The organism is Lacinutrix undariae (assembly GCF_052934785.1).
Window position 1 is genome coordinate 3,135,741 of sequence record NZ_CM128809.1, and the last position, 25,766, is coordinate 3,161,506.

Here is a 25,766-nt window from a genome sequence, read left to right on the forward strand (position 1 = left end):
CTGTTTACATACTTTTATATGACGCTACTAATCGTATAAACTCTGCTCTGTAACCTTCTTTATCATCACCTCTTCCTGCGTTAGCTAAATCTAAAACCGTATCATAAGTTGCAGCATTATCAAATTGTGATTGTCTTAATTTCATACCAAATAACGCCACTGCCGAAGCAAATTTAAAATCATCTGAAGCTTCAGAAATCACATCTTTTTGCACATGTACCATTTCAATACTTTTCTTACCATCTGGTTTTTTATATCTAAATTTTACAGTAAACAATTCATCTGAAAATTTATAATCAACTACAGCCTTTTCATTAGTATATTTTAAATCTATCGTCGATTCTAAAAATGCACTCTCCACACCTACCGGAATAATTTCGTATAAAGCTGTAACGGTATGTCCGCTTCCTAATTCGCCAGCATCTTTGGTATCATCTACAAAATCCTCATCGGCTAATTGTCGGTTTTCATAGCCAATTAAACGGTAAGCTTGCACCTTTTTAGGGTTAAATTCTACCTGAATTTTCACATCCTTAGCAATGGTATATAAAGTCCCACCAAATTCTTGTCCAAATACTTTTTGCGCTTCTTGCATGGTATCAATATAGGCGTGATTTCCGTTACCCTTATCGGCTAAAGTTTCTAATTTAGAATCTTTATAATTCCCGTAACCCATTCCTAAAACCGATAAAAACACGCCAGTTTCTCTTTCTTTTTCAATCAGTTTTTCCATCGCATTATTTGAAGAAGCTCCTACGTTAAAATCGCCATCTGTAGCTAAAATCACTCTATTATTTCCGTTTTTAATAAAATGTGCATTCGCTAATTTATAAGCCAATTTGATACCTTCTCCTCCAGCTGTAGATCCACCAGACTCTAAGTTTTCTAAAGCATTAATTATGGTTTCTTTTTTATCTCCCGAAGTTGGCGGCAATATGACTCCCGCAGCCCCAGCATACACAACAATGGCCACTTTATCTTTTGCTCTTAATTGGTTGACTAATAATTTGAAAGCCGATTTTAATAATGGCAACTTATTTTGATCGCTCATAGACCCAGAAACATCAATTAAAAACGTAAGATTTGAAGCAGGTAATTCGTCATTATTATACGTTTTCCCTTGCAATCCTATTCTTACAATTTCACTTTGAGAGTTCCAAGGTGTTTTGGCAACTTCAGTATGAATTGAAAAAGGATGTTTATCTGTTGGTTGCGCGTAATTATAGTTGAAATAATTCACCATTTCTTCAATCTTTACCGCATTTGCCGAGATATGTTGTCCGTTATTTATCATACGTCTCACATTACTATACGATGCACGATCTACATCAATAGAAAAGGTTGATAATGGCGAATTTTGTGACATTTTAAACGTGTTTTCATTAATCATTTCATAAGAATCATCAACAAAATCTTCTGCTTTATAAGGCGGATTTTCAACATAACCGTTCATACTATTTAAAACCACAACACCTTGAGATGCACGACTACCATAAATACCTGTTGCAGCCGCATCTTTCAAAACACTAACAGACGCTATAGAGTTAGGATCTAATTTACTCACTTCTGCTGCCGATGTTGGCACACCATCAACAATATATAAAGGTTGAGAATTATTATTTACCGAAGCTGCGCCTCTAATTTTAATATCTGAATTTCCTGAAGCAGAAACAATCTGAAGACCTGAAACCTGACCTTGTAATGCTTTTTCTACTGAAGATTTACGCGCTATACGCTCTGAAGATACTATAGAAATAGAACCTAATACATCTCTTTTTTTAGTAGTTCCATAACCAATAATCACCACCTCGTCTAAACTTTCTGAATCTAATACAACATCTATTTTATTAATAGATCCAACGGTAATTTCTTTGGTAATCATACTAACAAATGAGAATACTAAAACCTCTCCAACTTCGGCTTTAATGGTATAATTACCATCAAAATCGGACTGTGTTCCTGTAGATGTGCCTTTAATTATAACATTTACTCCAGGTAAACCTAAGCCATCTGAAGACGATGTGATCGTTCCTGAAACTGTTTTTTGTTGTGCGCTAATTTGCGAAGAAATAAGCAACACCAATACTATGACGAATTTTTTCATGATGATTTGTATTTTAGTTTACAGTAAAACTAAGCTGCAAATCACCTTTATAAAACTAATAATGAGGGAACGTTACCCTTTGGTTAGGGAACGTGTTATTTTAATAATGCTAAAGTTTTTGAACGCTGAAGTTTTTGCGTTGGTGTTTCAATAAATTTTTCAATGGTAAAAATTTCTTTCGGAATTTCGAATTTTTGTAACCCTTTAAAAACAGAAGGTGTAATTGTGTGAGAATTCCCTTCAATGACTAAAATCACTTTCTCACCTAACGTGGCATCAGGAATTCCAGCTATAAAAAAACGCGCATCTATTTTGTCTTGTAATTTAGCTTCTACTTGTTCAGGAAATACTTTAACTCCTCCAGAATTTATCATATTATCAAAACGCCCAATAATATCAAAACTCGTTTCTGAGTGTAACTCTACAATATCATTAGTGGTTACAATTTCATCGGTTAAATTTGGCGCTTCTACAACCAAACAACCTCTATTATCTTTAGATATTGTAACGTTATTAAGTAAGTTATAATGTGCTTGCTTTTCGGCACCATTAAGAGCTTTCACAGCAATATGACTTAGTGTTTCAGTCATTCCGTAAGTGGCATACACTTTACAATCTATATGTTTTACTTGTTTTACAATGTCGTTTGAAACCGCAGCACCACCAACAATCATGGTTTTAAAATTATTAATTTTTTCTATTGAATTTTGTAATTGCATTGGCACCATAGCACAAAAATCATAGACTTTTTTTGTATCAAAAACAGGTGAACTAGATGGTGCAATTAAATCTAATTCTAACCCTAAAATCATAGCGCGTACTAGCATCATTTTACCAGCAATAAAATGCGAAGGCAAACATTGTAAAGCGGTATCACCAGGCTCTAATTTAAAATAATCGCCAGTTGCAATTGCCGAATTTACCATAGCTTGTTTACTCACATATATGGTTTTAGAACTTCCGGTAGATCCCGATGTTTTAACTTCTATAAAAGATTTACTATCCAACCAATCTAATAAAAAATTACCAATAGCGATTTCAAAAGGCTCACCTTCCTTAATAAAACTGTAGGCGACTTCGTTTAATTCGTCTTTTGTAAATGAATTAGAATTTAGTTTAAACTTTAAATGAATTTTATCGTAAGTAGGAATCATTTTTGGTATGATATTGGTTATGTTAAAATTATACTATTTTTAACGAACTTAAGTTAAAAATTGAAAATTAAAAAAATTATATTTGACAAATAAGCCACAATCTATGAAGCAGTCCCTATTAATTTTATTGTTATTCCCTTTCTTTGTGTTTTCACAAGATTTTTCAAAAGAAGACTACATTTACTTAAAACGTAAAGAGCACATCAAAATTAATTTAAAAAAGGATAAATTCGATATAACGAAGCAAATTTCTGAACAAGCCGAATATTTAACGTCTAATAAATTGTATTTCGCTAACGAATCGATGAGCTTTGATAGCTTCACCTCTATCGATGATATTGATGCATATACCTATATTCCCGCTACAGATAAAACCATAAAAGTAGATTATATTGAAACTAAAAGAGAGTTTGATAACGGTGTATTTTACAGCGATCAAGAATCAAAAAGTTTTATATTTCCTGCAGTCACAAAAGGCGCTATCACCAATCTTAATTATAAAGAAACCATTAAAGATCCTCGTTTTTTAGGCTTATTTAGGTTTGCAACTTATGTACCAACTAAAGAAGTGGAGTTATCTATTGAATTTCCGAAGAATGTAAACATTGGATATATTGATTTTAATACAGAGAATGTAGATGTGAAATTCACAAAAGACGAAACTACCAAAGGTTACACTTACACATGGACGGTAAACAATATTAAAGGCTTTCAAGCTGAAGAGCGCAGCGAATCTATGCTGTACTACTTACCTCACATTATTGTGTATATTAAAAGCTATGAAGAAGACGGAAAAACGCATAATATTTTAAATGATGTTTCCGATTTATATACATGGTACACCTCTTTAGTGAAACAGATTAATCACGAAGATTTAGGAGAAGTTTTTAGTATTGCTGAAAAATTAACCAAAGACTTAACGTCAGATAAAGCTAAATCTGAAGCCATTTTTAACTGGGTACAAGATAATATTACTTACGTTGCTTTTGAAGATGGTTTAGGAGGGTTTGTGCCACGTGGTGCAGCAAGTGTGTGCGATAAACGCTACGGAGACTGCAAAGATATGGCCAATTTATTGTACGAAATGCTTACGCATGTTGGTATTACATCTTACAGAACATGGATTGGAACTAGAGATCGCCAATATTCATATTTTGATGTACCAACACCAATGGTAGATAATCACATGATTAACACAATTATTGCAGATAACGATACTATTTTCTTAGATGCTACCGATAGTTATGTGCCTTTTGGAATGCCGTCTGGGTTTACACAAACTAAAGAAGCGCTTTTAGGTATTGATGCCGATAATTTTAAAGTGATTAAAGTACCCGTTCAAGATGCTAATAAAAGCACAACAACCGTTAATAGTACTTTTACTTTAGAAAACAATACGCTTAAAGTTGCTGAAGAAAGAGCAATGAAAGGTTATGAAAAAGTTGATTTTGTTTCAGATTACACTTACAAAAAAGGTGATAAAACCGAAGAAGAGTTTTTAAACACGACATTAGGTTTAGGAAATAATAAAACAAATTATTCTGATATTACAAAGTCTAATTTTGATAACAAAAACACGCCTTTACTATTAAATTATAATCTTACTATTGACAGTTACGCTAAAACAATTGCCAATAAAATTTATATTAATTTAAATATCGATAAAACACTTTCTAAAAGTGGTATTGATATTACCGACAGAAAATACAGTAAGAAAATTGATTATAAACTTGAAAAGCATTTTACAACAACTTTTAAAATCCCTCAAGGTTACAAAGCGAGCTATGTGCCAAAAGATTTAAGTTTTGAAAACCCTAGCTATAGTTACAAAATCACTTATAGTAAAACGCCTACTGAAATAATTCAGCATAAAACCATTATTTTAAACACGTTGAGCATTAAAAATGCTGAATTTGAAGCTTGGAATGGTTTTATAAAAAGCCTAACTAAAGCGTATAAAAAAAGTATAATTTTAGAAAAAATATAATGACAAAAAAAGCACTTATCCTATTACTTCTGGTAAGCTCAAGTAGTTTTGCACAGCATTTTAGAACCTATGATTGGACCGAAAAACCAACGCTTCACAAATTATCTGCTGAAGAAACAGAAGCCTCTTCTGTAGGGATTTTAAAAAAACATATTGTAGAATACGCGACAACTATGATGTCGCCAGAACCTAAAATTTACGAAACCGAACATACCATTACACGGGTTAATGACGACAAAGGAATTGCAAAACACAATACCGTTTACATACCAATGTATGAAGTAAAAAAGGTTATTGACATTAAAGCGCGTACCATTTCACCCGACGGAAAAATAACGATTTTAAACCAAGATAATATCAAGGAAGTTAAAAACGTAGAAGAGTATGGTGATTTTAAAATTTTCGCTATTGAAGGTGCCGAAAAAGGTTCGGAAATTGAAGTCCTTTATACTGTTGAAAAAGAATTTGATATGTACGGAGCTCAAACCATGCAAGGCGATTATAAAATTAAAAATGCCGAATTTTTATTCATCACAGGAAGCTTAAATTCTAATATTAAAGCGTATCGTACAACATCAACATTTAAAACCATAAATATTGATGGTAAAACTGCACAAAAATTAACACTTACAGATATTCCTGCAATGGTTGAAGAAGAATATTCTACACCTGATGCTAACCGAATTGCTGTAGTGTATCAATGTTTTCAGAAAGGACAAAATATTACTCAAGAGATGTTTTGGAACAACGTTTCACACAATATTGGTACAGCCTTTTTTCCTGAAACTATAAACGATAAAGCAGCTAAAGATATTGAGACAATTACTGAAGGGAAAACTGGTTTATCAACCTTTGAAAAAGCGGCTCGTATTGATAATTTTGTAAAGAGTAACTTCAATATTGTAAAAAATAACAACGAAGAGTTAAGCGATATAGATTACATTCTTACTAATCGATCAGCTAGTGATTATGGAATTTTAAAAGTGTATGCTAACTATTTTAAATCTCTAAATGTAGATTACGAAATTGTAATTAGCGCTAACCGTTTTCAATATAAATTTGATCCTGAATTTTTTATTCCAAATATGTTAAGAGATTTTGTAATCTACTTACCTACCGAGAAAAAATATATCACTCCAGATCGTATAGAGTATCGTGTTGGTGAAGCTCCGGGATCATTAACCGATAGTTATGGTTTATATATAAAAAGTGATTTGACGCATTATTTTGCTCAAATTTCTGAAAATGATCCAGATTTTAGTGTTGTAAAACGTGAAATTAATATTGATTTTACTGATGAAGTTGAAAGTGTAATGATTAGTATGCATCAAGAATACACAGGACATTGGTCGGCTACAAACAGAGCTGTAATGAATCTTGCGCCTGAGCAAAGTATTAAAGAATTTAAAGACTACTTAACAAGTTCTGGTGTTGAAGATAAAGAAGAAATTAGCTTTGAAATGTTGAATTCTGAAATCAATCAAACAGTCTATAATTTACCTTTTATTGTAAACTCTAAAGTTAGTTCAGAATCATTAATTGAAGATGCAGGTGATAGTTTTATTTTTCAAATAGGTCAAATTATTGGAAGACAAAGTGAGTTATACCAAGAAACAAAACGTGTTAATCCTATTGAAATGCAATACCCAAATAGATACGATTACACAATTACAGTTAATATTCCTGAAGGATATTCTGCCGAAGGTTTAAGCAGTTTAAACATCAATAAAAGCTATAAATCTAAAACAGGTGAAAAGATGGCTAAATTTGAATCTAGCTACAAACTAGATGGTCATAAAATTATTATTACTATTCAAGAATTTTACAAAACTATAGGTTACGATTTAGAGCGTTATGAAGAATTTAGAAACGTTATTAATGCGGCTTCAGATTTTAATAAAGCAGCCATACTTTTAAAAGAAAAAGAATAAAAATTATATTCAACTATGAAAATCAACATTATATCAGTACTATTTTTAAGCTATTTACTTACCTCTTGCGGAAGCAGTAAACAAATAGAATCTAGCACTAATACAGGAAGTAAGACACTAGAAAAAACAGTAGAAACTACATCGTTAAAATCAAAATTAGACGCCAGAAAAGCTAATTTCTATCTTAATGCGAGTGATAGTCTTAAAAGAAAATATAAAGAAGGACTAGAATCTGTTGAAAAAAGCGGAATCGTAAAATCTGCTATGCAAGTTGGTGATATGGCTCCAAATTTCACACTAAATAACGCTTTAGGACAACCTGTAGCGCTATATGATTATCTAAAAGAAGGTAAAGTAATTTTAACCTGGTACAGAGGTGGTTGGTGTCCTTACTGTAATATGACACTAAATCAATTACAGGATGAACTTCCTAATTTTAAAGCAAACAACGCAACTCTAATTGCTTTAACGCCAGAATTACCTGATGCATCAATTAGTACTGCTGAAAAAAATAATTTAGAATTTGAAGTATTAAGTGATCTTGGAAATAAAGTAGCTAGAGAGTATGGTATTGTTTTTAAGCTTACCAATGATGTTGCTGTAAGATATAACAGAAAATTTGACCTTAATCGTAATAATGGAGACGACTCAAATGAGTTACCATTAGCTGCAACTTATATTATTGATGAAGACGGAAAAATTATATACGCCTTTTTAGATAGCGATTATCGTAATAGAGCTGAACCTTCAGAATTAACAGAATTCTTGAAAAACAACTAAAAAAACTATTACTTTTTAGAATAAAAAAAATGCCCAAACAAATTACTGTTTGGGCATTTTTTATGTCTTTTAAATATTATATAATTTCTTCTGAAGGTGCTACTACTCTACCAAATAATTTAGCCTTCCAGTCTGTCCATTTATAAACCTTTGAGAATATAAATAATATAATAGGAAACATTACAAATACAGGAAAAAACACATCCATAAACCCTGCTTTTTCAGGATCAGACATATCTTTTAAAACCGAATGTGTTTGAAATGCTGTCCAATCTGCAGTAACCAATACCGCTGTAAACAGGTTGTTTGCGGCATGAAATCCTAATGATAATTCCATACCTTCATCCATAAGCGTTAAAACACCTAAAAATAATCCTGTTCCAATATAGTAAACCATAATTACGTAACCCAATTTCTCTACCTCTGGGTTTGCAATATGTAACAATCCAAAAACTAAAGAAGTTAATAATAACGGTACCCATTTATTTTTAAAAACAACACCTAAACCTTGCATAAAATAACCTCTAAATAAATATTCTTCAAAACTCGTTTGCAACGGAATCATTACAATTGCAATTACACAAAGAATAATAAATGGCACCAGTTTAAAATTAAGCACATAATTTTCTGGTGAAGACATATAATCAAAACCAATCATACTTGTTGAGATGATTCCCCAAAAAGCGAACGAAAACCAAAAACGCTTCCAATCTATTTTTTTTCTTGAAGTTGTTAGCTGAGTAATGGTTTGTTTATGTAACGTTTTTGCTACTACTAAAACACCTACTAAACCAATAGCAAAAGATAAAAGCAGTAAAAATAAATTCAGGTTAGGCTCCAAAGAGCTTAACATTTCGCTTTCCGTTAATTTGGTAAAATCCTTACCATCCATTATCGCTTTTGCAATAAATGCAATTGAAATAGGTATTTGCCCAAGTATTACGGCAAAAATAATTAATACGGTTCCAATTGCATATCGCCACCAATCGTGTAATCCTTTAAATGCTTGTTCTATGTACATATATTATAAATTAAAATCCCATTTTTGGGCAGTATTATAGTGTAATTCTCCTTGTTTTACGTCTAATGGACTCTCAAAATTATTAGTAAATAAACTCCCAGTACCTAAACCTTGTGGCATATTATTTTGCAATTGATACGTCCATTGTGCAATAGCATTTAACCCTACATTACTTTCTAAAGCACTAGTAATCCACCAACCTATTTGTTGTGATTCGGCAAAAGAAATCCATTCATTACTTCCTTTCCATCCGCCAACAAAACTAGGTTTTAAAATGATATATTGCGGTGAAATTTGTTGTAATAATTCAGCCTTTTTTTCAGTATCAAAAACACCAATTAACTCTTCATCTAAAGCAATTGGTAATGGTGTTTCTGCACATAACTTTGTCATAGCTTCTATTTGACCCTGCTTTATAGGTTGCTCAATAGAATGTAGCTGAAGTTCTGATAATTCTTGCAATTTAAGTAATGCTTCTTCTTTTGAAAACGCGCCATTAGCATCTACTCTTAATTCAATATCTGAAACAGAAAATTCTTTCCGTATAGATTTAAGCAGCTTCATTTCTGTATCAAAATCAATAGCGCCAATTTTCATCTTTATACAACTAAAACCAGCTTCTATTTTATCTTTAATTTGTTGCTTCATAAAATCTTCAGATCCCATCCAAATTAATCCATTAATAGGGATTGACGCATTACCTTTTGTGAATTCTGAAGGAAATAACTCAAAAGCTGATTTACTTTTTAAAGACTGAAAAGCCATTTCTAATCCAAATTGAATACTAGGATAGGCTTTTAGTTGCGTATATAATTCATCTAATCCTAAATGAATATTATTACAAGTATATTGTAATTTACTTTCATAATCTGGTACATCATCAACACTTAAACCTCTTAAAATCCCGCATTCTCCAACCCCCTCTTTTTCTTCGTGTTTTAAAATAATAAACCAAGTTTCTTTGGTACGTAAAATGCCACGAGAAGTTCCGCTAGCTTGCTTAAAATCTAAAATATATTTGTGATATGTTGCTATCATAATCTATTAAAACTTATGGTGCATACTTAATTGTAGCTGACCTTTCTTTTGAGTATCTGTTTTTTGATTCATCCAAGCTAATTGAAATTTCATATTAGGGTTTATCATATATCCCATTCCTAAATACATACGATTTCTGTCAAAAATTTCAACCACTCTACCGTCACCAATATCACGTTGCCCATTAATAAATAGCTCATTATATAAAGCCACATAAAGAGTGTTTTTCTCAAAAACAGATTTGTTTACAGGGATATTTACAAATAAATTATAGCGGTAACGTGTTCTAAAATCTTGATCTTCTACAAAACGTTGTTCGTATCTAAAACGGTGGGTTAAATACACGCGATTTCCAATTTTTTGGGGCAGTAATGCTTCTTGATAAATACGGCTTTCTCTACTCGTATCGTTACTATCTCCTAATTCTCCACTTGTAATATGTGCGACTCCTAATGTGAATTTTGTAGAAGTTTCTTTTAATGTATATGTAAATCCTGAACGGATTAATAGTTGTTCCAAATCTCCTGCGATATTCCAATTTCTGTATTGCAAATCTCCTTGAACTCCAAATTGACTCTCATTAAATTGATGGCTGTAAAAATACATATACCAAGCACCTGTTTGATCAGCATTTTGAGCAAAACTGTTTTGGTTACCCATAAAAAATGACACACATAAAAATGTAAATACTTGAAGTAATTTTCTCATAAAATTATAATCTTGTTAAAAGTGTAAATATGAAATCTTAATGATTAAAAAAAGACTTATTTTTAAAATTCAAATTTCGGTGAAAATGGCTGAAATACCAAATGGAATTAGGTGTCTATTTTTGATTTTTAATTGTAAGTAACACCGTTATTAATACGTGAAATTAAATGGATTTTAATAATAAAGTAATTTGGATTACTGGAGCATCGAGTGGAATTGGTAGAGAACTAGCAATTCAATTATCACAATATAATTGTAAGTTAATTTTATCATCAAGGCGTAATGAAACATTACAGAAGGTTAAAACAGACTGTAATCATCCTGGAAATGTTTCGGTTTTAGATTTTGATTTAGCGCTTTATGGCAATATGAAAAATGTTGTTGCCGATGCTTTAAAATTATTTGGCACTATTGATATTTTAGTCAATAATGGAGGGATTAGTCAACGTTCATTAATTAAAGACACCGATATTATGGTGGATAAAAAATTAATGGAAGTAGATTATTTAGGAACCGTTTCACTTACAAAAGCTTTATTGCCACATTTTATAATGCACAAAAAAGGTCATTTTGTAACAGTAACAAGTATTATGGGGAAATTTGGTTCGCCATATCGTTCTGGATATTGCGGTGCTAAACATGCGCTGCACGGTTTTTTTGATGTGTTGCGACAAGAACATGAAAAAGATGGTATTGCAGTAACTATTGTGTGTCCTGGTTTTGTAAATACCGATGTGTCTAAAAATGCAATTACTGGTGACGGAACCTCGCTAAACACTCAAGATACCGCTACAGAAAACGGATTGGATGTTGCTGTGTTTTGTGCTAAAATGATTTCTGCTATTAAGCGTAAAAAACACGAAGTTTATATTGGTAAAAAAGAGATTTTTGGCGTGTATGTAAAACGTTTCTTTCCAAAGCTGTTACATAAAATTGTACTAAAAAGTAATGTGCGTTAATTATTGGTTTTTACAACCGAGTTTCTTGATACTTTTCGTTTCCAATAGATGATATAAATGGTTCCAAAAATAGTTGGCAGTATCCAAGTTGTTAATGTTGAAATCCCTATTCCTGCTACAATAAATGCAGTAATTGATGCAATTAAAGCTCCAATCATTTTTTTAACATGAACAATTAACCAAGCGTTTCCTTGGTGTTCAATCTGTTTATAAAACTTATAATCTCCATAAACTAAAAGCAGTCCGAAGCCTCCAAAAAACAAGTATAAAATTCCAAAAGGTGTCGCGTATATGAAATTATAAATTCCTAAAAAAAGCATTATTATAGCAAATAAAAACATACATCCTGATAGGATTTTATCGTACGTATTAACTTTAAAAGTAGTTTTAAAAATTAAAGCTCTGCGTCCTGTAAGTACTAAATAAATGGTAAAAACAGCGATTAAAAATAAAAAGAGATTTTCGTGATTTGGCATAAAAGTAATAGGAATTGAAATGACTGAGCTTGTAATCATTCCTACAGAAAAAAGCTTCCCCATATTTTTATGAGGAAGACTCCCTTTCTTTACTAATATTGACGCTATTCCAGTAATTAATCCTAATCCTCCAAAAAAAGCGTGTATATAAATGAGTATTGTAATAGTCTCTTCCATTTTGATATCTGTTAATTAATAATTCAAATATCAAGAGATATATCTATTTACAATATTTAAAGTTTCTCAACTGTTATATATAAAGACTGAAATGTTATTGCCGCTATTTACAGCTCAATACTCTCGCCTATTTCTAAAAGCATTAAGTCTTTATCTTTTTCAAAAAACTGTTGTTTCGCAACTTTATGATCTATTTCAATATAGCCAAACGTATCAAAATGATAACCTAAAACTTTATCACAAGCCACAAAATCACTCGCCAAAATAGCATCTTCAATTCCCATGGTAAAATTATCACCAATAGGTAAAATAGCAAGATCTAATTTTGTGCGCATAGGTATTAATTTCATATCCATTGTTAAAGCGGTATCCCCAGCAATATAGATATTTTTATGTTCACTTTCTAACACAAAACCTCCGGGTTGCCCACCATAACTTCCATCAGGAAATGACGATGTATGAATAGCGTTTACATATTTTAATGTTCCAAAATCAAAATCCCAAGTACCGCCGTGATTCATTGGATGACCTTCAAAGCCTTTATTTTGAAAATGCGTTACAATTTCAAAATTAGAAACGATAACCGCATTGGTGCGTTTTGCAATAGCTTCAACATCTAAAATATGATCTTGATGTGCGTGAGTTAATAAAATATAATCGGCTTTTAGTGTTGCAATATCTATATGATTTGCCTTTTCATTCGCGCTAATAAATGGATCAACAATAATATGAATATCATCAATTTCAATTCCTAAACTCGCGTGACCGTAAAATGTAATTTTCATTGTTTATTTTTATTTTAAAATCATAAATTTCTTTTTCTTTCCAAGATTACTAGACATGATAAACTTATTGTTTTCATACGTTCCATAATAAGGGGTGTAAAATGTTTTTCCTTTGTTATCCTGAATTTTATCGTAAGATACCTCTCCTGAACTTGTATATACAAAATCGTATAAAGCTGTAGATTCCCAAAAACCGATTGATACTTTTGTTCGTCCGTCATTTTTTTCTGAAAGTCGTTTTCCAGAATTTAAAATCACGTGTAATTCATCATTTTTAATAAACGCATTGTAAGATGGTCCGAGTGCTTTTTTAAACACACTACGTCCCCAACTTAAATCACCGGAAGTATCAAATTTTAAAATTAAAAGATCATCATAATGGTAAACCGTTTGCACATATCCACCAGTTTGATTGTGTATATATGTTTCTGTGATATAAAATTTTTCGGCTAAAACATAGGTGTTTCCTTCTGTATCTTGTAATACATAATCTACATAAAACTTAGAGAGTTCTTGTCCTTTTTCCTCCTTTTTCTCAGCACGTTTTTCGCCATATAAATCTTCAAAAACTTCTAATGGCAACGTATACGTTTTGTTACTTTTAACAGCAAATCCTTTAGTATCAATAATAAAATTACATCCCCCTTTTATACGTCCTACTCTTTTTTCTGAATAAAAACCTAATAAATGTAACTCGTTATTTAATATTGAAATATTTAGCGTATTAATATGTTGATCTTTCTCTAAAGCTATAGAAATATGATTTTTTCCTGCTTTAGTAATTTTATTGAGTACAAACTCATAGTTAGCTTCACCTTTCTTTTTTTGCGAACGTCCTTTTATAAACAGTTTCCCTAGGGCGTAAACAGTAGCATCATCATCAATTGATAAATCATTATGCTGATAAAAACGTTCTGCATGCTCTTGATAATTCTGTTGATATTCTAATTTTAGAGTTTCAGAATTATAAGTTCTAATAGTATATGAGTTACTATTTTTCTTAATATTATCTGTAGTTATGGCAAAATAATTACCGTTTGGTGAAATTGCAAAACTTGTTTCTCTTTGGTTTTGACCCGAAAACAAGAGTTGTTTTTTTTCTACAGTGGTTTCAAAAAGTAGTTTCTTACTGTGTGTTTTATTCTTAATGTTAAACGTATGACAATATACTATACGTTCGGTTTTTTTTGGTGCTTCTACTGTAAAGTATTTAATTTCGTCACCAAAAAACACCTCGCCTACAAAACGTTCTTTTTTACTACTTTCTACAACAGTAGTAAATATTTTTTTCATACTATCATCAAAAACATCAAATAAAATATCTTTTTTAGCAGATCTTACAATTCCTGTCATCCCAGAACTTGAGGTGTGAATTGCATAAATAATACTCGATTTCACTTTATCTTTAAATTCATCACTTTCGGTAACAGATAGTTTTGTGGGGTTTTGTGCTAAAGAGGTAAATACCGTAAATAGCAACATTAAAAAAATTGATTTTCTCATTTAATAAGGGTTTCTGATTGATTTTTACGGGAAGTAAATTACAAAAAAACTCAGATAAATTTTTAAATTCATCTGAGTTATTAACTTTTATAGTTCTGAATATAGATTGTTTAAATAATTTTCATTGCTATTTACGGTTTCATTATAAAATATATCCAACGCCTAAAAGTAATGCTAACAAGAAAGTTGTTAATGCTAACACTTTTAATTGCGGATCAAATTCCTGCGGGGTTTTTGCTTTTATAACTGTTTTTAAATGTATTGCTAACGGAATGTAAGCGATAAAAAATAACAGGTTATATACCGAGGTATAATATAATATTGAAAATACTAATGATAATACAATAGCTGTAGAAATTAGTATAATATGATAGGTTTTTGCTCTTTTCTCACCTAATTTGACCGCTAAAGTGATTTTATTTGATAAAATATCAGAATTTATATCTCTCATATTATTGAGATTTAAAACACCAACACTTAATAATCCAAGACTTATAGCTGGTAAAATAACAACATGATCTAATTGTTTTGAGTACAGAAAATAAGTTCCCATAACACTTAGTAAGCCAAAAAACAGAAACACAAAAATGTCTCCTAACCCTTTATATCCATAAGCCGATTTTCCCATTGTATAGTTCATGGCTGCATAAATACTTATTCCTCCTAATACATAAAATAAGATAGAATACAGTAAATTACCTTCGCCAAATGCCGTGTAAATCAATAAAAAAGAACATATCATAACACATAATACGTTTATTTTTATACCTACCAACATTTGTTTAGGTGTAATTTCTCCACTTTGAATAGCGCGCTCCGGACCAATTCTGTTCTCATTATCAGTCCCTTTTACACCATCGCCATAATCGTTTGCAAAATTAGATAATACTTGTAAACTTATGGTTGTAAGCATTGCTAAACTAAAAATAGTACCGTTATAATCGCCGTTATAATAGGCCAAACAAGTTCCTACAATAATTCCAGAAACAGATAGCGGTAATGTTCTTAATCGTGCAGCAGACAACCAAGCTTTAGCTTTACTCATTATATTGTTTTTATATTATGGAATCCATTGTTTAGGAAAATTAGGTTTACGTTTTTCTAAAAACGCATCTCTTCCCTCTTTTGCTTCATCTGTCATGTAAGCCAAACGTGTTGCTTCACCCGCAAATACTTGCTGACCAACCATACCATCATCTGTTAAATTCATAGCGAATTTTAACATTTTTATAGATGTTGGTGACTTTGCTAATATTTCTTGAGCCCATTCATAAGCTGTATCTTCAAGCTCTTCGTGAGGTATTACGGCATTTACCATTCCCATATCAAAAGCTTCTTGAGCAGAGTAATTTCTACCTAAGAAAAATATTTCTCTAGCTCTTTTTTGACCTACCATTTTAGCTAAATATGCAGAACCATATCCACCATCAAAACTAGTAACATCAGCATCGGTTTGTTTAAAAATGGCATGTTCTTTACTCGCTAAAGTTAAATCGCATACTACATGTAAACTATGTCCGCCACCAACTGCCCAACCTGGTACAACAGCAATTACTGCTTTTGGCATAAAACGAATAAGACGTTGTACTTCTAATATATTTAAACGGTGATAACCGTCTTCTCCAACATAACCTTGACGGCCTCTTGCTTTTTGATCTCCTCCACTACAAAATGAATAAATACCATCTTTACTAGAAGGACCTTCGGCAGATAATAATACCACTCCAATATTTACATCTTCATTGGCATCATAAAATGCATCATATAATTCGCTAGTAGTTTTAGGACGAAAGGCGTTTCTTACATCCGGACGATTAAATGCTATTCTGGCTACGCCATTGCATTTTTTATACGTTATATCGTCATATTCTTTAGCAGTTTCCCAATTTGCTTCACTCATTTTTTTTATTTTTACCAAAAATAAATCTTTTATTAAACATTAGCCCTAACAATGAAAAATAATCTACTAATTACCCTACTCGTTTTTATTTCATTATCAATAAATGCACAATCTTATAAGTTTAAAACAGTAGTTGATTTAGAGACTACCGATGTGATTAGTCAAGGAAGAACAGGGACATGCTGGAGTTTTTCGACATCTTCATTTTTAGAGAGTGAGATTATTCGTCTTACAGGAAAAAAGATTAATTTATCTGAAATGTATACGGTAAGACAAACCTATCCCAATAAAGCTTGGAACTATGTAATGCGTCAAGGAAAAACTCAATTTAGTGAAGGAGGTTTAGCTCACGATGTTATAAATAGCGTAAGAGATCATGGTTTAGTACCACAATATGCTTTTACAGGTTTAAATACAGATGAAACTACTTATAATCATGCAGAAATGGTAGCGGTTTTAAAAGCTGCTTTAAATGTTTATGTATCAAATCCTGCTAAAAAATTATCACCGCGTTGGAAACCTGCTATTGAAGGAATTTTAGATGTATATTTAGGAGAAGATGTAACGTCTTTTAATTATGAAGGTATTCAATATACACCTGAATCATTTTTAAAAATGACAAAGATTAATGCAGATAACTATGTAACATTAACGTCGTTTACTCACCAACCTCAATACGCTAATTTTGTATTAAATATTCCTGATAATTTTTCAAACGGAAGTTTTTACAATCTTGAACTTAATCAATTGACTGAAACAGTAAATACAGCTTTAAAAAATGGGTTTACAATCGCTTTAGATTGTGATGTAAGTGAAGAAACATTTTCTGCAAAACATGGTATTGCTATAATTCCAGAAGATGCAACTGTTACAGAAGATCAATTAGATACTGTGCAAAAAGAAAAAAACATTACAGCTGATTATAGACAACAAGAATTTGAAAACTTCAATACTACAGATGATCACTTAATGCATATTACTGGATTATTAAAAGATGCTAACGGAACTACGTTTTATAAAGTGAAAAATTCTTGGGGTAGCACTTCTGAACGTGTAGCAAATGGTGGTTATGTATATATTAGTGAGGCGTATTTTAAGTTAAAAACAATTTCTGTACTACTACATAAAGATGCCCTTTCTAAAAATTTAAAAAAGGCTTTAAAGTTAAAATAAATCCTTTTTTATGACCTTATTAGATTCACCACTTGCAAAAGAGATAGAACGAAGTTACCATCAAAAAATTGGTGATTTCTATTTCTTTAAACACTTTGTAGTCATTGAATATGCCGAAGATATCGTTGTCAAAATTGAAGATTTGAAAGATATTATTCTTAAAAGTAAAGACTTTTATACTGAAGATCAAAATTTTGGCTTAATTGTTAATCAAATTAATAATTATGCAACAAGTCCTGCTGATGCTATGAAGTTAGAACAAGAGTTACCTAATCTCACACATACAGCTGTGGTAAATGCCTCATCTCCTTCTGCTAAGAATTTTGATTTAGAAAATCATTTTTTTAAAAATATTAGTAGATGCCTATTTGTTAGTATTGAAGATGCCCAAGCTTGGATTTTAAACACTATTGACACTGAATAAAACATAGAGTATCATGCTTTTAAAATAAAAAGAATTACAAATACTTAGTTATTTCATCATATTTTATACTTTTACTAAATAATGCACTTATTCCGCTACAATGTATAAGCTAAAAGCTACAAAAATAAATATAGAAGCAAATAAGCATGCCATTACAAATGGCTATGTTCAATTTTTTGAAAATTATTATATTCTAGAAATTAATGAAGGTGTAAGTCTTAATTATAATAATAGTGACGATTTAAATGAATTAATACTTCATTATTTTGGAGATGGTAGACCGTATGGAATTATTTCTAATCGAAAAAATTCATACGCAATAGATTTAACTGATTCAAAAAAATTCTCTGAAGCAAATAGCGCTGCCGTTGCAAAGGCAATAGTATCATATAGAGATAGTTCAAAACATATTGTAAAGTTAGAATCTCATTTTTGCAGCTTAAACAAAGCACTTTTCAATTCACTTTCAGAAGCCGAAGCTTGGATTGAAAGTGAAATTGATAATGCTGTTAAAAAAAGGGATTAAATTAAATAAACCCCATCGTCTTTAATTTCAATAAGTTTTTGTCTGTAAAGTGTACCAATAGCTTTCTTAAAACTTTTCTTACTCATTTGTACTTCACGCTTAATGTCATCTGGGTTAGATTTATCATTAAGTGCTAAAAAACCACCGTTGTCTTGTAATTCATGCAGTATGGTTTCAGCGTTTGGCTCTATATTTCTATAGCCTATTTGTCCTAAAACAATATCAATTTTGTTATCCTCACGTATTTTTTTAACGTATCCTTTTAAATGATCACCAATACTTAAATCTTTAAAAATATCGTCTTTAAAAATTAAACCAGCATGTTCTTTATTTACAATAACATTCATACCAATATCAGATGGATGCGATACAATTAAATCTACCTCATCAAACTGTTGTACTGTAAGTTCTTTGTTATCTAAAAATCTATTCGTTTTACTTGAAGCGACTAATCTATTTGTTACCTCATCAAGATAACAATATACCAAGTACCAACCTCCTACTTTCATATTGAAAGCTTGTTCTCTAAATGGGCAAAATAATTCTTTTACTAATCCCCAATCTAAAAATGCTCCGTGATCTGTAACAGCATTACAACGTAATAATGCAAATTCTCCACGTTTTATATATGGTCTATCTGTAACGGCAACTAAACGTTCGTCATTATCCAAATACACAAAAACTTCTATTTCTTCCCAAATTTTAAATTCACTAGGAACATATCGGTTAGGTAATAAAATTTCATTGCCTTCATCATCCGAAATAAATAAACCGTGATCAGTTTCTCTTATTATTTCTAGTCTATTGTATTCTCCAATTTTTATCATGCTGCAAAGATAGTAATTCAAAGATTATGTATATAAAAAAAGCGTCACAAGTTTGTAACGCCTTTAAATTTTTAAAAAACCTATGATTAGTACACCGATTCTTTATTAAAATGCTTTGTAAGTAAATAATATACAACTGCTCTGTACTTGTTACGGTTAGATTTACCGTATTTTTCTATTACTGTAGCAATTCCTTTATCTAATTCAGGACTATCAGCTAATCCTAATTTTTTAATTAAGAAGTTATTTTTTACGGTTGCTAATTCTGCGTCATCAGAACCAGAAACTGTAGATGCATCTGCATTATATATTGATGGTCCGCACCCAATAGTGACTTTCGTTAATAAATCCATATCTGGAGTTACTCCAACTTTATCTTTTAAGTCTGCTGCATATTTAGCAATTAATTCGTCTCTTTTACTCATTATAGTTGTTATTTAAGTTATAAAAATAAATATAGTTAATTATATGACACTAAAAAAGTATAATAAGTCACATTAACAATTACTTAATGTATTTAAAATAATCTAATAAAGCCGAATCATTAGCTTCGCGCGGTGTAAATACTTCTAATATTTTAGGTGAATCACTCTCTAAATAAAAATCCTCTAAGGCAGTTTCTAACTCAGTTTCGTTATGTGCTGTTACATATTGAAAGTGATACATTTCACTCAATTGTTTTGCGGTAAATTGATGTGTAGTTTCAAAGTAAGTTTCAAAATTAGAACTGTTTTTATTTCCTGGTAAAATTCTAAAAATTCCTCCTCCAGAATTATTAAAAACAATCACTCTAAAGTGCTTCGGAATATAATTATTCCATAATGCATTACTATCGTACAGAAAGCTTAAATCGCCTGTTATTAGTGTTGTTGGCGTATTATTTATAACTGCACAACCTACTGCTGTACTTGTGCTACCATCAATCCCACTAGTTCCTCTGTTACAAAACACATTTATATGTTTATCAATAGGAAATAGTTGAGAGTAGCGTATTGTTGAGCTATTACTAAGTTGTAAAATACTCTTTGCTGGAAGCGTTTTAAATACCCGATTATAAGCTTTAAAATCAGTGAAATCTAACGTTTTTAAATAAGCTTTATGTTGTGTTTTACGATGGTCTTTTATAGTTTTAAAAAAGGGCTTATAGTCACTCTTTTTAAAATGTGTGATTTTTGGAATAAATTCAGAAAAAAACTGATTCGGACGCACTTCTAAATGTTTTTCTAAGCAGAAAAAAGTATCATTCGCTTTCTTTTCATCAATATGCCAATGTTGCTTAGGTTGATATTGTCTTAAAAAGGCCTTTATCTTTTTAGAAACTACCAAACCTCCAAACGTAAGTAAGATATCGGGTTGTAATTTTAAAAATTCTTCGTCTGTAAAAGGTGCTATTAATTTATCAATACTTCCAAAAAACTGATGATGATGTAAATTAGAGGTTGTTTCGGTTAACACGATCACACTATTATCGTTTGCCAACTCATCTAACCATTGTTGTTCAATACTATTTGGTGGATTAACACCTACTAAAATCATTTTTTTAGACGCATGACTCCAATCTTCTAAACACATTTTTAAATCTACCGCATCTATACGATTTGGTTTAAAATCTGCAGTTATAGTCTTGGGAGTTACCGATAATTCATCAACAACTTCATATAACGGTTCATCAAAAGGAATATTAACATGAACTGGTCCTTGTTTTTTTATGGCTTTATTTAATGCAGTATTAATCTCTGCTTCGTTAGCTTCCTGAATTTCTTGTTTAATTCCTAAAAAGCGTTCAAGTTTATGCTCAATACTTTTCATTATTGCAGGTTCGTCACCTTGTAAATATTTAGGTTTAGTACCAAGATCTAACTTTAAATTTGCCGAATATAGAATGTGATTTTCATATACATTCTCTTGGTTTATGGTTTGTCCGTCACCGATATTAATTAAATATTCAGGTCTATCTGCCGAAAGCACCACCAAAGGCACATCGCTAAAATAAGCTTCAGCAATTGCTGGATAATAATTTAGTAACGCACTCCCAGACGAGCATACTAAAGCGACTGGATGTTTAGTTTGTTGCGCAATTCCTAAAGCAAAAAAAGCAGCACATCGCTCATCAACAATACTGTAACACGTAAAAAACGGATCGTGAGTAAAACCAATGGTTAATGGCGCACTTCTACTTCCTGGAGAAATGACAATATGTTTTATATTTTTAGCTTTACAAAGTTGTATAACTGTTTGTGCGAGTGGAATTTTTGGGTATTGCATGTAAGAAAAAATCTATGCGTAAAAGTAACAAATCGGTAAACGATAAAAAACTATTACAACACCTTTTTCATCACTTTTGCTTTTGCAACGGTTTCTTCCCATTCAGCAACTGCATTGGAGTCTTTAGTAATTCCACCACCTAAATATAACGTCACCTCATCATCTTGCCATTGCATACAACGTAAGTTTACAAACAGGTTAGATACCGTTTTTATCGCCGCATACGCATTATTTTCTACATTACGTCTGTTGGTATTACGAGAGGTTTTTTCTTTGATATTTAATTCGCCTAAAAATCCCGAATAAAAAGCTCTATTATACAATTCTTCTTTTAATATAAATGCTTTTGAAGCTGCTCTTGGCACACCACAAACTGCTGGTGTGGGATGTAATTTATCTAAAACCGATTTTAAATTTTTAGTAGTTAAAATTCCTGAAATTTCTGTTTGAAGGTGTAATAAATTTCCCGCTTTTACCGTTTTTGTATCGGATACAGAAATACGACTTGCTTCAGACTTAAAATTAGCAATAATATAATCGGTTACAAATTGCTGCTCTTCATATTCTTTAGAGGTCCATTTAGCATCTAAAGTTCCTTTATATTCTTGCGTTCCGGCTAAAGCCATGGTTTTAAAACGCTTATTTTCTGTTTTTAATAAAGTTTCAGGTGTTGCGCCTAACCACATCCCTACTTTGGGATGATACCAGCAATACACAAATGCCGTTGGGTAGGTTTCTAATATTTTCTGAAATAAGACTAAAGGATCTTCTGAAGTTTCAACAACTTCTTCACGCGATAATACTACTTTTTTAAAGGTATCTTCACCAATAGTATCAATTCCTTTTTGCACTAAATTTACATGTGCCTTTTTTTCTGAAATTTTAAATTCCGAAGAAATAACTGTTGAAGAAATATGGTTTGAGGATGAAGAAAATTCAATCTCTATAGTTTTTGAAATATCAGAAGGTATAAGAATAGACAATTCCCTATCATCAAATGGTGCCATTACAAAACCACTTTCTGTATAATCTTTAATAGTGTGTAATTCGTCTGTATTTTGAAGCAGCGCTTTTACCGTTGTCATTTTCGGTTTTCGGTAGGCAACAAAAGGTAATTGAGCTTCTAATTGAGAAGTCAATGCGGTAAAGAAATCTATTGTAGTCATTATTTCTTTTTTGGAAGCGAAATTGTAGATAATCTGCAAATAGACACTAAATTATCGTTATCATCTGTAACTCTAATATCTAATAATTGCGTGGTTCTACCTTTATGTAAAAAAGTTGCTTTTGCATAAATATAACCCTCTGTAACACTTTTTAGGTGGTTTGCAGTAATTTCAATACCTCTTACAAAAAAATCTTTTGTATCAATAAAAACATGTGTTGCAAAACTCCCTACACTTTCTGCCAAAGCGGCTGTAGCTCCGCCATGAAGTACGCCATCTGGTTGATATACTCTAGAATTTACAGGCATACGTGCCACAAGAAAATCTTCACCATAATCTATCATTTCGATATTTAAGGTTTCCATTAAAGTGTTTTTACACGCTAAATTTGCTCTATTAAGAACGTCTTCTTTAGATAATGTCATAAATGATTTGCTTTTAAAGTCGCTAACAAAAGTACAAAATCACAAAGTAAAAAAATCTTTTTTCATGATGAAAAATGCCAGATTATCTTAAAAAGTTTTCTAAAGATTAGGCCACTAAATCTTGAATAATTTCTTTTATAGTACGGATAGATTTGGTATGCTCAATACTTGGTCCTGCAACCCAAACGGTTTTATATGTCGCTTTTTTAGCAGCATTTTCAGTAGCTTTCATCCCTATTGAAAACCGAATCATTTTCACCCACTTTTTAAGTGTTTTACTTTTGTTTAAAAACGATTCAATCCAAGTTTGTTTTGTACCAATTTTTTGAACATAAGGAGTATTTATAACGGTACATGGTGTTCCTGATATTCTTTCGGTCATTATAATATCTTTTGCTCCATAATCTACACAGGCTTGCTTGTACTCGTCTGTAACTCCTGCTTCTACAGAGGCTATAAACGGACTCCCAACAGATACGCCTTCTGCGCCATAACCAAGCATCATATCAATATCGGCTTTACAACCAACACCTCCTGCAGAAATTACCGGAATAGATAAGTTTTTATTCAACAGTTTTATAAGTGCTTCTGGTTCTATATTTCCACGGTGACCACCAGCTTTATTATTTACTGCAATAACAGCATCGGCACCTAAACCTTCTACTTTTTGAGCAAATTTTAAATCGGTAATATCACAAAACACTTTTATGCCAACCTTATGTGCTTCTTTAATCGTTTCTTCGGGATTACCCAAAGAGGTTAAAATAAAATCACAACCTTCTTCACAAATTACACGAAGTTGCTCTTGAAACTTAATATTAGATTTGTTTACAATTAAGTTAAACCCAAATGCTCCACCATCTACTTTTGCAGCTTTCAATTCTTTAATTGCTGCGCGAAGTTCGGGCAACGTTCTGTAATTTAATGCAGGAATACAACCTGCAATTCCGCCATGCATGGCTTCCTTAACCATAGCAACGTTAGACACCAAAAACATTGGTGCTTGTATAATTGGGTATTTTATATTGAGTAATTGTGATAATTTAGTTTGCATAACTTATAAGGTGTTTGAATGTAACAAATATAATAAATATTATGCACGCATAACAGTTTACTAATCTTGAAATCTATAATAACCACATTTTAAATACGCGCCTTCCTCAAAACCAATAGGATGATCGGTATCATGTTGTGTTTTTTGTTCTATTTTAAATGATCTTTTGGTAGCAATTAAAGTTTGTTCGTTAATATCATAAAATGCATTTGATGTCACTCTCGATGAACAAGATGCTAACACCAATAAACCTTCACGAGCGGTTAGTTTTTCGCCTAAACGTGCTAATTGCGCATATTTTTTCTTTGCTAAAGCAATTTCTGTTTGTTGTTTTGCAAAACTTGGCGGATCAATAACTACCACATCAAAACGTTTTTTATCAGCTATTAATTGTTCTAAAATTTTAAAAGCATCTCCAGCTAACGTATAATGTTTTCCGGAGTAATTATTTAGTTTTCCATTTTGAAACGCTACAGATAAAGCTTGTTCGCTAATATCTAAACTTGATACTTCTTTAGCGCCGTTAGCAAGTGCATGTACAGAAAAACCTCCTGCGTAAGAAAACACATCTAAAACGGTTTTCCCTTCACTCATTAATCCTACTTGTCTCCTATTCTCTCTATGATCTAAAAAGTAACCTGTTTTATGCCCTTTAATAACGTTTGCCGAAAAATGCACATCGTGTTCTATAAATTTCACAACTTCATCTTCAAGAACGCCATAAACAACTTCTCCATCTTTTAATTGATGAGAATCTGAAGCTTGCAAACCTCTACTCAATCTAATAACTACGGTTTCGCAACCTGAAGTAGAGACTAATCCTTTTAAAATAGACTCTAAGTAAGGTAGCCAAATTTCAGAATATAATTTTACCACTAAAACCTTATCATATACATCGGCAATTAATGACGGAAATTCATCATTCTCACCAAAAATGAGTCGGTAACTTGTAGTATTTGTTTTTAGTAACGGAATACGTTTTTCGTAAGCTTTATGAATTTTCTGAAGAAAAAATGCGTCGTCAATTTGTACAGGAGCGCTATCGCTATAAATCATTTTTATACGAATTGGCGATTGTGCATCATACAAACCAATACCAATCATTCCGTTTTTTTTCTTTCCGTAGATAATCGCTAAATCTCCAGATTGAGCATCTGCTTTTATCTTAATAATACTATCTGAAAACACCCAAGGATGTGATTGATGCACATAGTTCTCACCTTTTGCAGTAAGTTTTACGGCTAATCTTTTGGGCGTGTATTGAGAAGTAATGGAATTTGAAAATGTCATATAATAATTACGTATTTATAAGACTGTAAAATTAGTCGGTTTTTAATTGATTTTACGCTGTTTTGCATAAAAAAACGCAATCAAATTAATGAT

24 protein-coding genes are annotated in these 25,766 nt (G+C 31.5%); 7 read left to right on the plus strand and 17 right to left on the minus strand.

Features of this window, described 5'->3' with window-relative positions; genetic code table 11:
• Positions 1-4: 4 nt before the first annotated feature.
• Positions 5-2,104 carry a vWA domain-containing protein gene (locus ACU4C5_RS14125; RefSeq protein ID WP_446844855.1) on the minus strand — a complete coding sequence of 700 codons (2,100 nt, stop codon included), beginning with the start codon at positions 2,102-2,104 and terminating at the stop codon, positions 5-7.
• A 95-nt stretch (positions 2,105-2,199) separates the two neighbouring features.
• Positions 2,200-3,258, minus strand: coding sequence for an AMP-binding protein (locus ACU4C5_RS14130; RefSeq protein WP_446844856.1), 1,059 nt, complete (start codon positions 3,256-3,258; stop codon positions 2,200-2,202).
• A 103-nt stretch (positions 3,259-3,361) separates the two neighbouring features.
• On the opposite strand from ACU4C5_RS14130, the gene ACU4C5_RS14135 reads away from it, so the two are divergent.
• From ACU4C5_RS14135 to ACU4C5_RS14145, 3 genes are read left to right on the plus strand one after another with little or no spacing between them, the layout of a single operon-like run.
• Complete coding sequence (locus tag ACU4C5_RS14135; RefSeq protein ID WP_446844857.1) at positions 3,362-5,245, plus strand: DUF3858 domain-containing protein; 1,884 nt, start codon at positions 3,362-3,364, stop codon at positions 5,243-5,245.
• Entirely contained in the window at positions 5,245-7,176 is a 1,932-nt protein-coding gene (locus ACU4C5_RS14140) for a DUF3858 domain-containing protein (RefSeq protein WP_446844858.1), read from the plus strand. The genes ACU4C5_RS14135 and ACU4C5_RS14140 overlap by 1 nt, the downstream gene beginning before the upstream one ends.
• A 15-nt stretch (positions 7,177-7,191) precedes the next feature.
• The gene (locus tag ACU4C5_RS14145; RefSeq protein WP_446844859.1) at positions 7,192-7,956 is read left to right on the plus strand and encodes a peroxiredoxin-like family protein; all 765 of its coding nucleotides are present in this window, start codon (positions 7,192-7,194) and stop codon (positions 7,954-7,956) included.
• Between the two features lie 76 nt (positions 7,957-8,032).
• Here the strand turns inward: ACU4C5_RS14145 and ACU4C5_RS14150 are convergent, their stop codons facing one another.
• The 3 genes from ACU4C5_RS14150 to ACU4C5_RS14160 are packed head-to-tail and all read right to left on the minus strand — an operon-like array spanning position 8,033 to position 10,723.
• Positions 8,033-8,977: a CPBP family intramembrane glutamic endopeptidase gene (locus ACU4C5_RS14150; RefSeq protein ID WP_446844860.1), complete on the minus strand. Its 945-nt coding sequence runs from the start codon at positions 8,975-8,977 to the stop codon at positions 8,033-8,035.
• 3 nt (positions 8,978-8,980) lie between these two features.
• Positions 8,981-10,015, minus strand: a complete 1,035-nt coding sequence (locus ACU4C5_RS14155) for an o-succinylbenzoate synthase (RefSeq protein ID WP_446844861.1) — start codon at positions 10,013-10,015, stop codon at positions 8,981-8,983.
• A gap of 6 nt (positions 10,016-10,021) precedes the next feature.
• On the minus strand, positions 10,022-10,723 hold the full coding sequence (locus ACU4C5_RS14160; RefSeq protein ID WP_446844862.1) for a DUF2490 domain-containing protein: 702 nt from the start codon (positions 10,721-10,723) through the stop codon (positions 10,022-10,024).
• Between the two features lie 167 nt (positions 10,724-10,890).
• On the opposite strand from ACU4C5_RS14160, the gene ACU4C5_RS14165 reads away from it, so the two are divergent.
• Positions 10,891-11,682, plus strand: a complete 792-nt coding sequence (locus ACU4C5_RS14165; protein ID WP_446844863.1) for an SDR family oxidoreductase — start codon at positions 10,891-10,893, stop codon at positions 11,680-11,682.
• Here the strand turns inward: ACU4C5_RS14165 and ACU4C5_RS14170 are convergent.
• From ACU4C5_RS14170 to ACU4C5_RS14190, 5 genes are all read right to left on the minus strand, one after another.
• Entirely contained in the window at positions 11,679-12,335 is a 657-nt protein-coding gene (locus tag ACU4C5_RS14170; protein WP_446844864.1) for a hypothetical protein, read from the minus strand. The genes ACU4C5_RS14165 and ACU4C5_RS14170 overlap by 4 nt on opposite strands.
• Positions 12,336-12,442: 107 nt before the next feature.
• A complete protein-coding gene (locus tag ACU4C5_RS14175; protein ID WP_446844865.1) occupies positions 12,443-13,120 on the minus strand; it encodes a metal-dependent hydrolase in 678 nt (225 codons plus the stop codon).
• Positions 13,121-13,129: 9 nt separating this feature from the next.
• Positions 13,130-14,623, minus strand: coding sequence for a PH domain-containing protein (locus ACU4C5_RS14180; RefSeq protein WP_446844866.1), 1,494 nt, complete (start codon positions 14,621-14,623; stop codon positions 13,130-13,132).
• Positions 14,624-14,765: 142 nt separating this feature from the next.
• Positions 14,766-15,668 carry a 1,4-dihydroxy-2-naphthoate octaprenyltransferase gene (menA, locus tag ACU4C5_RS14185; protein WP_446844867.1) on the minus strand — a complete coding sequence of 301 codons (903 nt, stop codon included), beginning with the start codon at positions 15,666-15,668 and terminating at the stop codon, positions 14,766-14,768.
• A 15-nt stretch (positions 15,669-15,683) separates the two neighbouring features.
• The gene (locus ACU4C5_RS14190; RefSeq protein WP_446844868.1) at positions 15,684-16,523 is read right to left on the minus strand and encodes a 1,4-dihydroxy-2-naphthoyl-CoA synthase; all 840 of its coding nucleotides are present in this window, start codon (positions 16,521-16,523) and stop codon (positions 15,684-15,686) included.
• 51 nt (positions 16,524-16,574) lie between these two features.
• On the opposite strand from ACU4C5_RS14190, the gene ACU4C5_RS14195 reads away from it, so the two are divergent.
• The 3 genes from ACU4C5_RS14195 (at position 16,575) to ACU4C5_RS14205 (ending at position 18,646) form a co-directional block, all read left to right on the plus strand.
• On the plus strand, positions 16,575-17,696 hold the full coding sequence (locus tag ACU4C5_RS14195) for a C1 family peptidase (RefSeq protein WP_446844869.1): 1,122 nt from the start codon (positions 16,575-16,577) through the stop codon (positions 17,694-17,696).
• Positions 17,697-17,706: 10 nt separating this feature from the next.
• A complete protein-coding gene (locus tag ACU4C5_RS14200; protein ID WP_446844870.1) occupies positions 17,707-18,120 on the plus strand; it encodes a hypothetical protein in 414 nt (137 codons plus the stop codon).
• Between the two features lie 100 nt (positions 18,121-18,220).
• Positions 18,221-18,646 (plus strand): hypothetical protein, encoded by a 426-nt coding sequence (locus ACU4C5_RS14205; protein ID WP_446844871.1) that lies wholly within the window; start codon positions 18,221-18,223, stop codon positions 18,644-18,646.
• On the opposite strand, the gene ACU4C5_RS14210 is transcribed toward ACU4C5_RS14205, so the two are convergent.
• From ACU4C5_RS14210 to ACU4C5_RS14240, 7 genes are all read right to left on the minus strand, one after another.
• Complete coding sequence (locus tag ACU4C5_RS14210) at positions 18,643-19,473, minus strand: CvfB family protein (RefSeq protein ID WP_446844872.1); 831 nt, start codon at positions 19,471-19,473, stop codon at positions 18,643-18,645. The two genes, ACU4C5_RS14205 and ACU4C5_RS14210, sit on opposite strands and share 4 nt — an antisense overlap.
• Before the next feature lie 86 nt (positions 19,474-19,559).
• The gene (locus ACU4C5_RS14215; protein WP_446844873.1) at positions 19,560-19,898 is read right to left on the minus strand and encodes a DUF2853 family protein; all 339 of its coding nucleotides are present in this window, start codon (positions 19,896-19,898) and stop codon (positions 19,560-19,562) included.
• A gap of 79 nt (positions 19,899-19,977) precedes the next feature.
• The gene (gene menD, locus ACU4C5_RS14220; RefSeq protein WP_446844874.1) at positions 19,978-21,738 is read right to left on the minus strand and encodes a 2-succinyl-5-enolpyruvyl-6-hydroxy-3-cyclohexene-1-carboxylate synthase; all 1,761 of its coding nucleotides are present in this window, start codon (positions 21,736-21,738) and stop codon (positions 19,978-19,980) included.
• 53 nt (positions 21,739-21,791) lie between these two features.
• A complete protein-coding gene (locus ACU4C5_RS14225) occupies positions 21,792-22,904 on the minus strand; it encodes a chorismate-binding protein (RefSeq protein WP_446844875.1) in 1,113 nt (370 codons plus the stop codon).
• On the minus strand, positions 22,904-23,329 hold the full coding sequence (locus ACU4C5_RS14230) for a PaaI family thioesterase (RefSeq protein WP_446844876.1): 426 nt from the start codon (positions 23,327-23,329) through the stop codon (positions 22,904-22,906). Before ACU4C5_RS14230 ends, ACU4C5_RS14225 begins: the two co-directional genes overlap by 1 nt.
• 106 nt (positions 23,330-23,435) lie before the next feature.
• Positions 23,436-24,383, minus strand: a complete 948-nt coding sequence (locus ACU4C5_RS14235; protein ID WP_446844877.1) for an NAD(P)H-dependent flavin oxidoreductase — start codon at positions 24,381-24,383, stop codon at positions 23,436-23,438.
• A gap of 60 nt (positions 24,384-24,443) precedes the next feature.
• Entirely contained in the window at positions 24,444-25,673 is a 1,230-nt protein-coding gene (locus ACU4C5_RS14240) for a class I SAM-dependent rRNA methyltransferase (protein WP_446844878.1), read from the minus strand.
• Positions 25,674-25,766 lie beyond the last annotated feature (93 nt).

Bases quoted from the DNA above. Each gene is read 5' to 3' on its own strand.
- ACU4C5_RS14125 (WP_446844855.1), bottom strand. From the start codon at position 2,104: ATGAAAAAATTCGTCATAGTATTGGTGTTGCTTATTTCTTCGCAAATT.
- ACU4C5_RS14130 (WP_446844856.1), bottom strand. From the start codon at position 3,258: ATGATTCCTACTTACGATAAAATTCATTTAAAGTTTAAACTAAATTCT.
- ACU4C5_RS14135 (WP_446844857.1), top strand. From the start codon at position 3,362: ATGAAGCAGTCCCTATTAATTTTATTGTTATTCCCTTTCTTTGTGTTT.
- ACU4C5_RS14140 (WP_446844858.1), top strand. From the start codon at position 5,245: ATGACAAAAAAAGCACTTATCCTATTACTTCTGGTAAGCTCAAGTAGT.
- ACU4C5_RS14145 (WP_446844859.1), top strand. From the start codon at position 7,192: ATGAAAATCAACATTATATCAGTACTATTTTTAAGCTATTTACTTACC.
- ACU4C5_RS14150 (WP_446844860.1), bottom strand. From the start codon at position 8,977: ATGTACATAGAACAAGCATTTAAAGGATTACACGATTGGTGGCGATAT.
- ACU4C5_RS14155 (WP_446844861.1), bottom strand. From the start codon at position 10,015: ATGATAGCAACATATCACAAATATATTTTAGATTTTAAGCAAGCTAGC.
- ACU4C5_RS14160 (WP_446844862.1), bottom strand. From the start codon at position 10,723: ATGAGAAAATTACTTCAAGTATTTACATTTTTATGTGTGTCATTTTTT.
- ACU4C5_RS14165 (WP_446844863.1), top strand. From the start codon at position 10,891: ATGGATTTTAATAATAAAGTAATTTGGATTACTGGAGCATCGAGTGGA.
- ACU4C5_RS14170 (WP_446844864.1), bottom strand. From the start codon at position 12,335: ATGGAAGAGACTATTACAATACTCATTTATATACACGCTTTTTTTGGA.
- ACU4C5_RS14175 (WP_446844865.1), bottom strand. From the start codon at position 13,120: ATGAAAATTACATTTTACGGTCACGCGAGTTTAGGAATTGAAATTGAT.
- ACU4C5_RS14180 (WP_446844866.1), bottom strand. From the start codon at position 14,623: ATGAGAAAATCAATTTTTTTAATGTTGCTATTTACGGTATTTACCTCT.
- menA (WP_446844867.1), bottom strand. From the start codon at position 15,668: ATGAGTAAAGCTAAAGCTTGGTTGTCTGCTGCACGATTAAGAACATTA.
- ACU4C5_RS14190 (WP_446844868.1), bottom strand. From the start codon at position 16,523: ATGAGTGAAGCAAATTGGGAAACTGCTAAAGAATATGACGATATAACG.
- ACU4C5_RS14195 (WP_446844869.1), top strand. From the start codon at position 16,575: ATGAAAAATAATCTACTAATTACCCTACTCGTTTTTATTTCATTATCA.
- ACU4C5_RS14200 (WP_446844870.1), top strand. From the start codon at position 17,707: ATGACCTTATTAGATTCACCACTTGCAAAAGAGATAGAACGAAGTTAC.
- ACU4C5_RS14205 (WP_446844871.1), top strand. From the start codon at position 18,221: ATGTATAAGCTAAAAGCTACAAAAATAAATATAGAAGCAAATAAGCAT.
- ACU4C5_RS14210 (WP_446844872.1), bottom strand. From the start codon at position 19,473: ATGATAAAAATTGGAGAATACAATAGACTAGAAATAATAAGAGAAACT.
- ACU4C5_RS14215 (WP_446844873.1), bottom strand. From the start codon at position 19,898: ATGAGTAAAAGAGACGAATTAATTGCTAAATATGCAGCAGACTTAAAA.
- menD (WP_446844874.1), bottom strand. From the start codon at position 21,738: ATGCAATACCCAAAAATTCCACTCGCACAAACAGTTATACAACTTTGT.
- ACU4C5_RS14225 (WP_446844875.1), bottom strand. From the start codon at position 22,904: ATGACTACAATAGATTTCTTTACCGCATTGACTTCTCAATTAGAAGCT.
- ACU4C5_RS14230 (WP_446844876.1), bottom strand. From the start codon at position 23,329: ATGACATTATCTAAAGAAGACGTTCTTAATAGAGCAAATTTAGCGTGT.
- ACU4C5_RS14235 (WP_446844877.1), bottom strand. From the start codon at position 24,383: ATGCAAACTAAATTATCACAATTACTCAATATAAAATACCCAATTATA.
- ACU4C5_RS14240 (WP_446844878.1), bottom strand. From the start codon at position 25,673: ATGACATTTTCAAATTCCATTACTTCTCAATACACGCCCAAAAGATTA.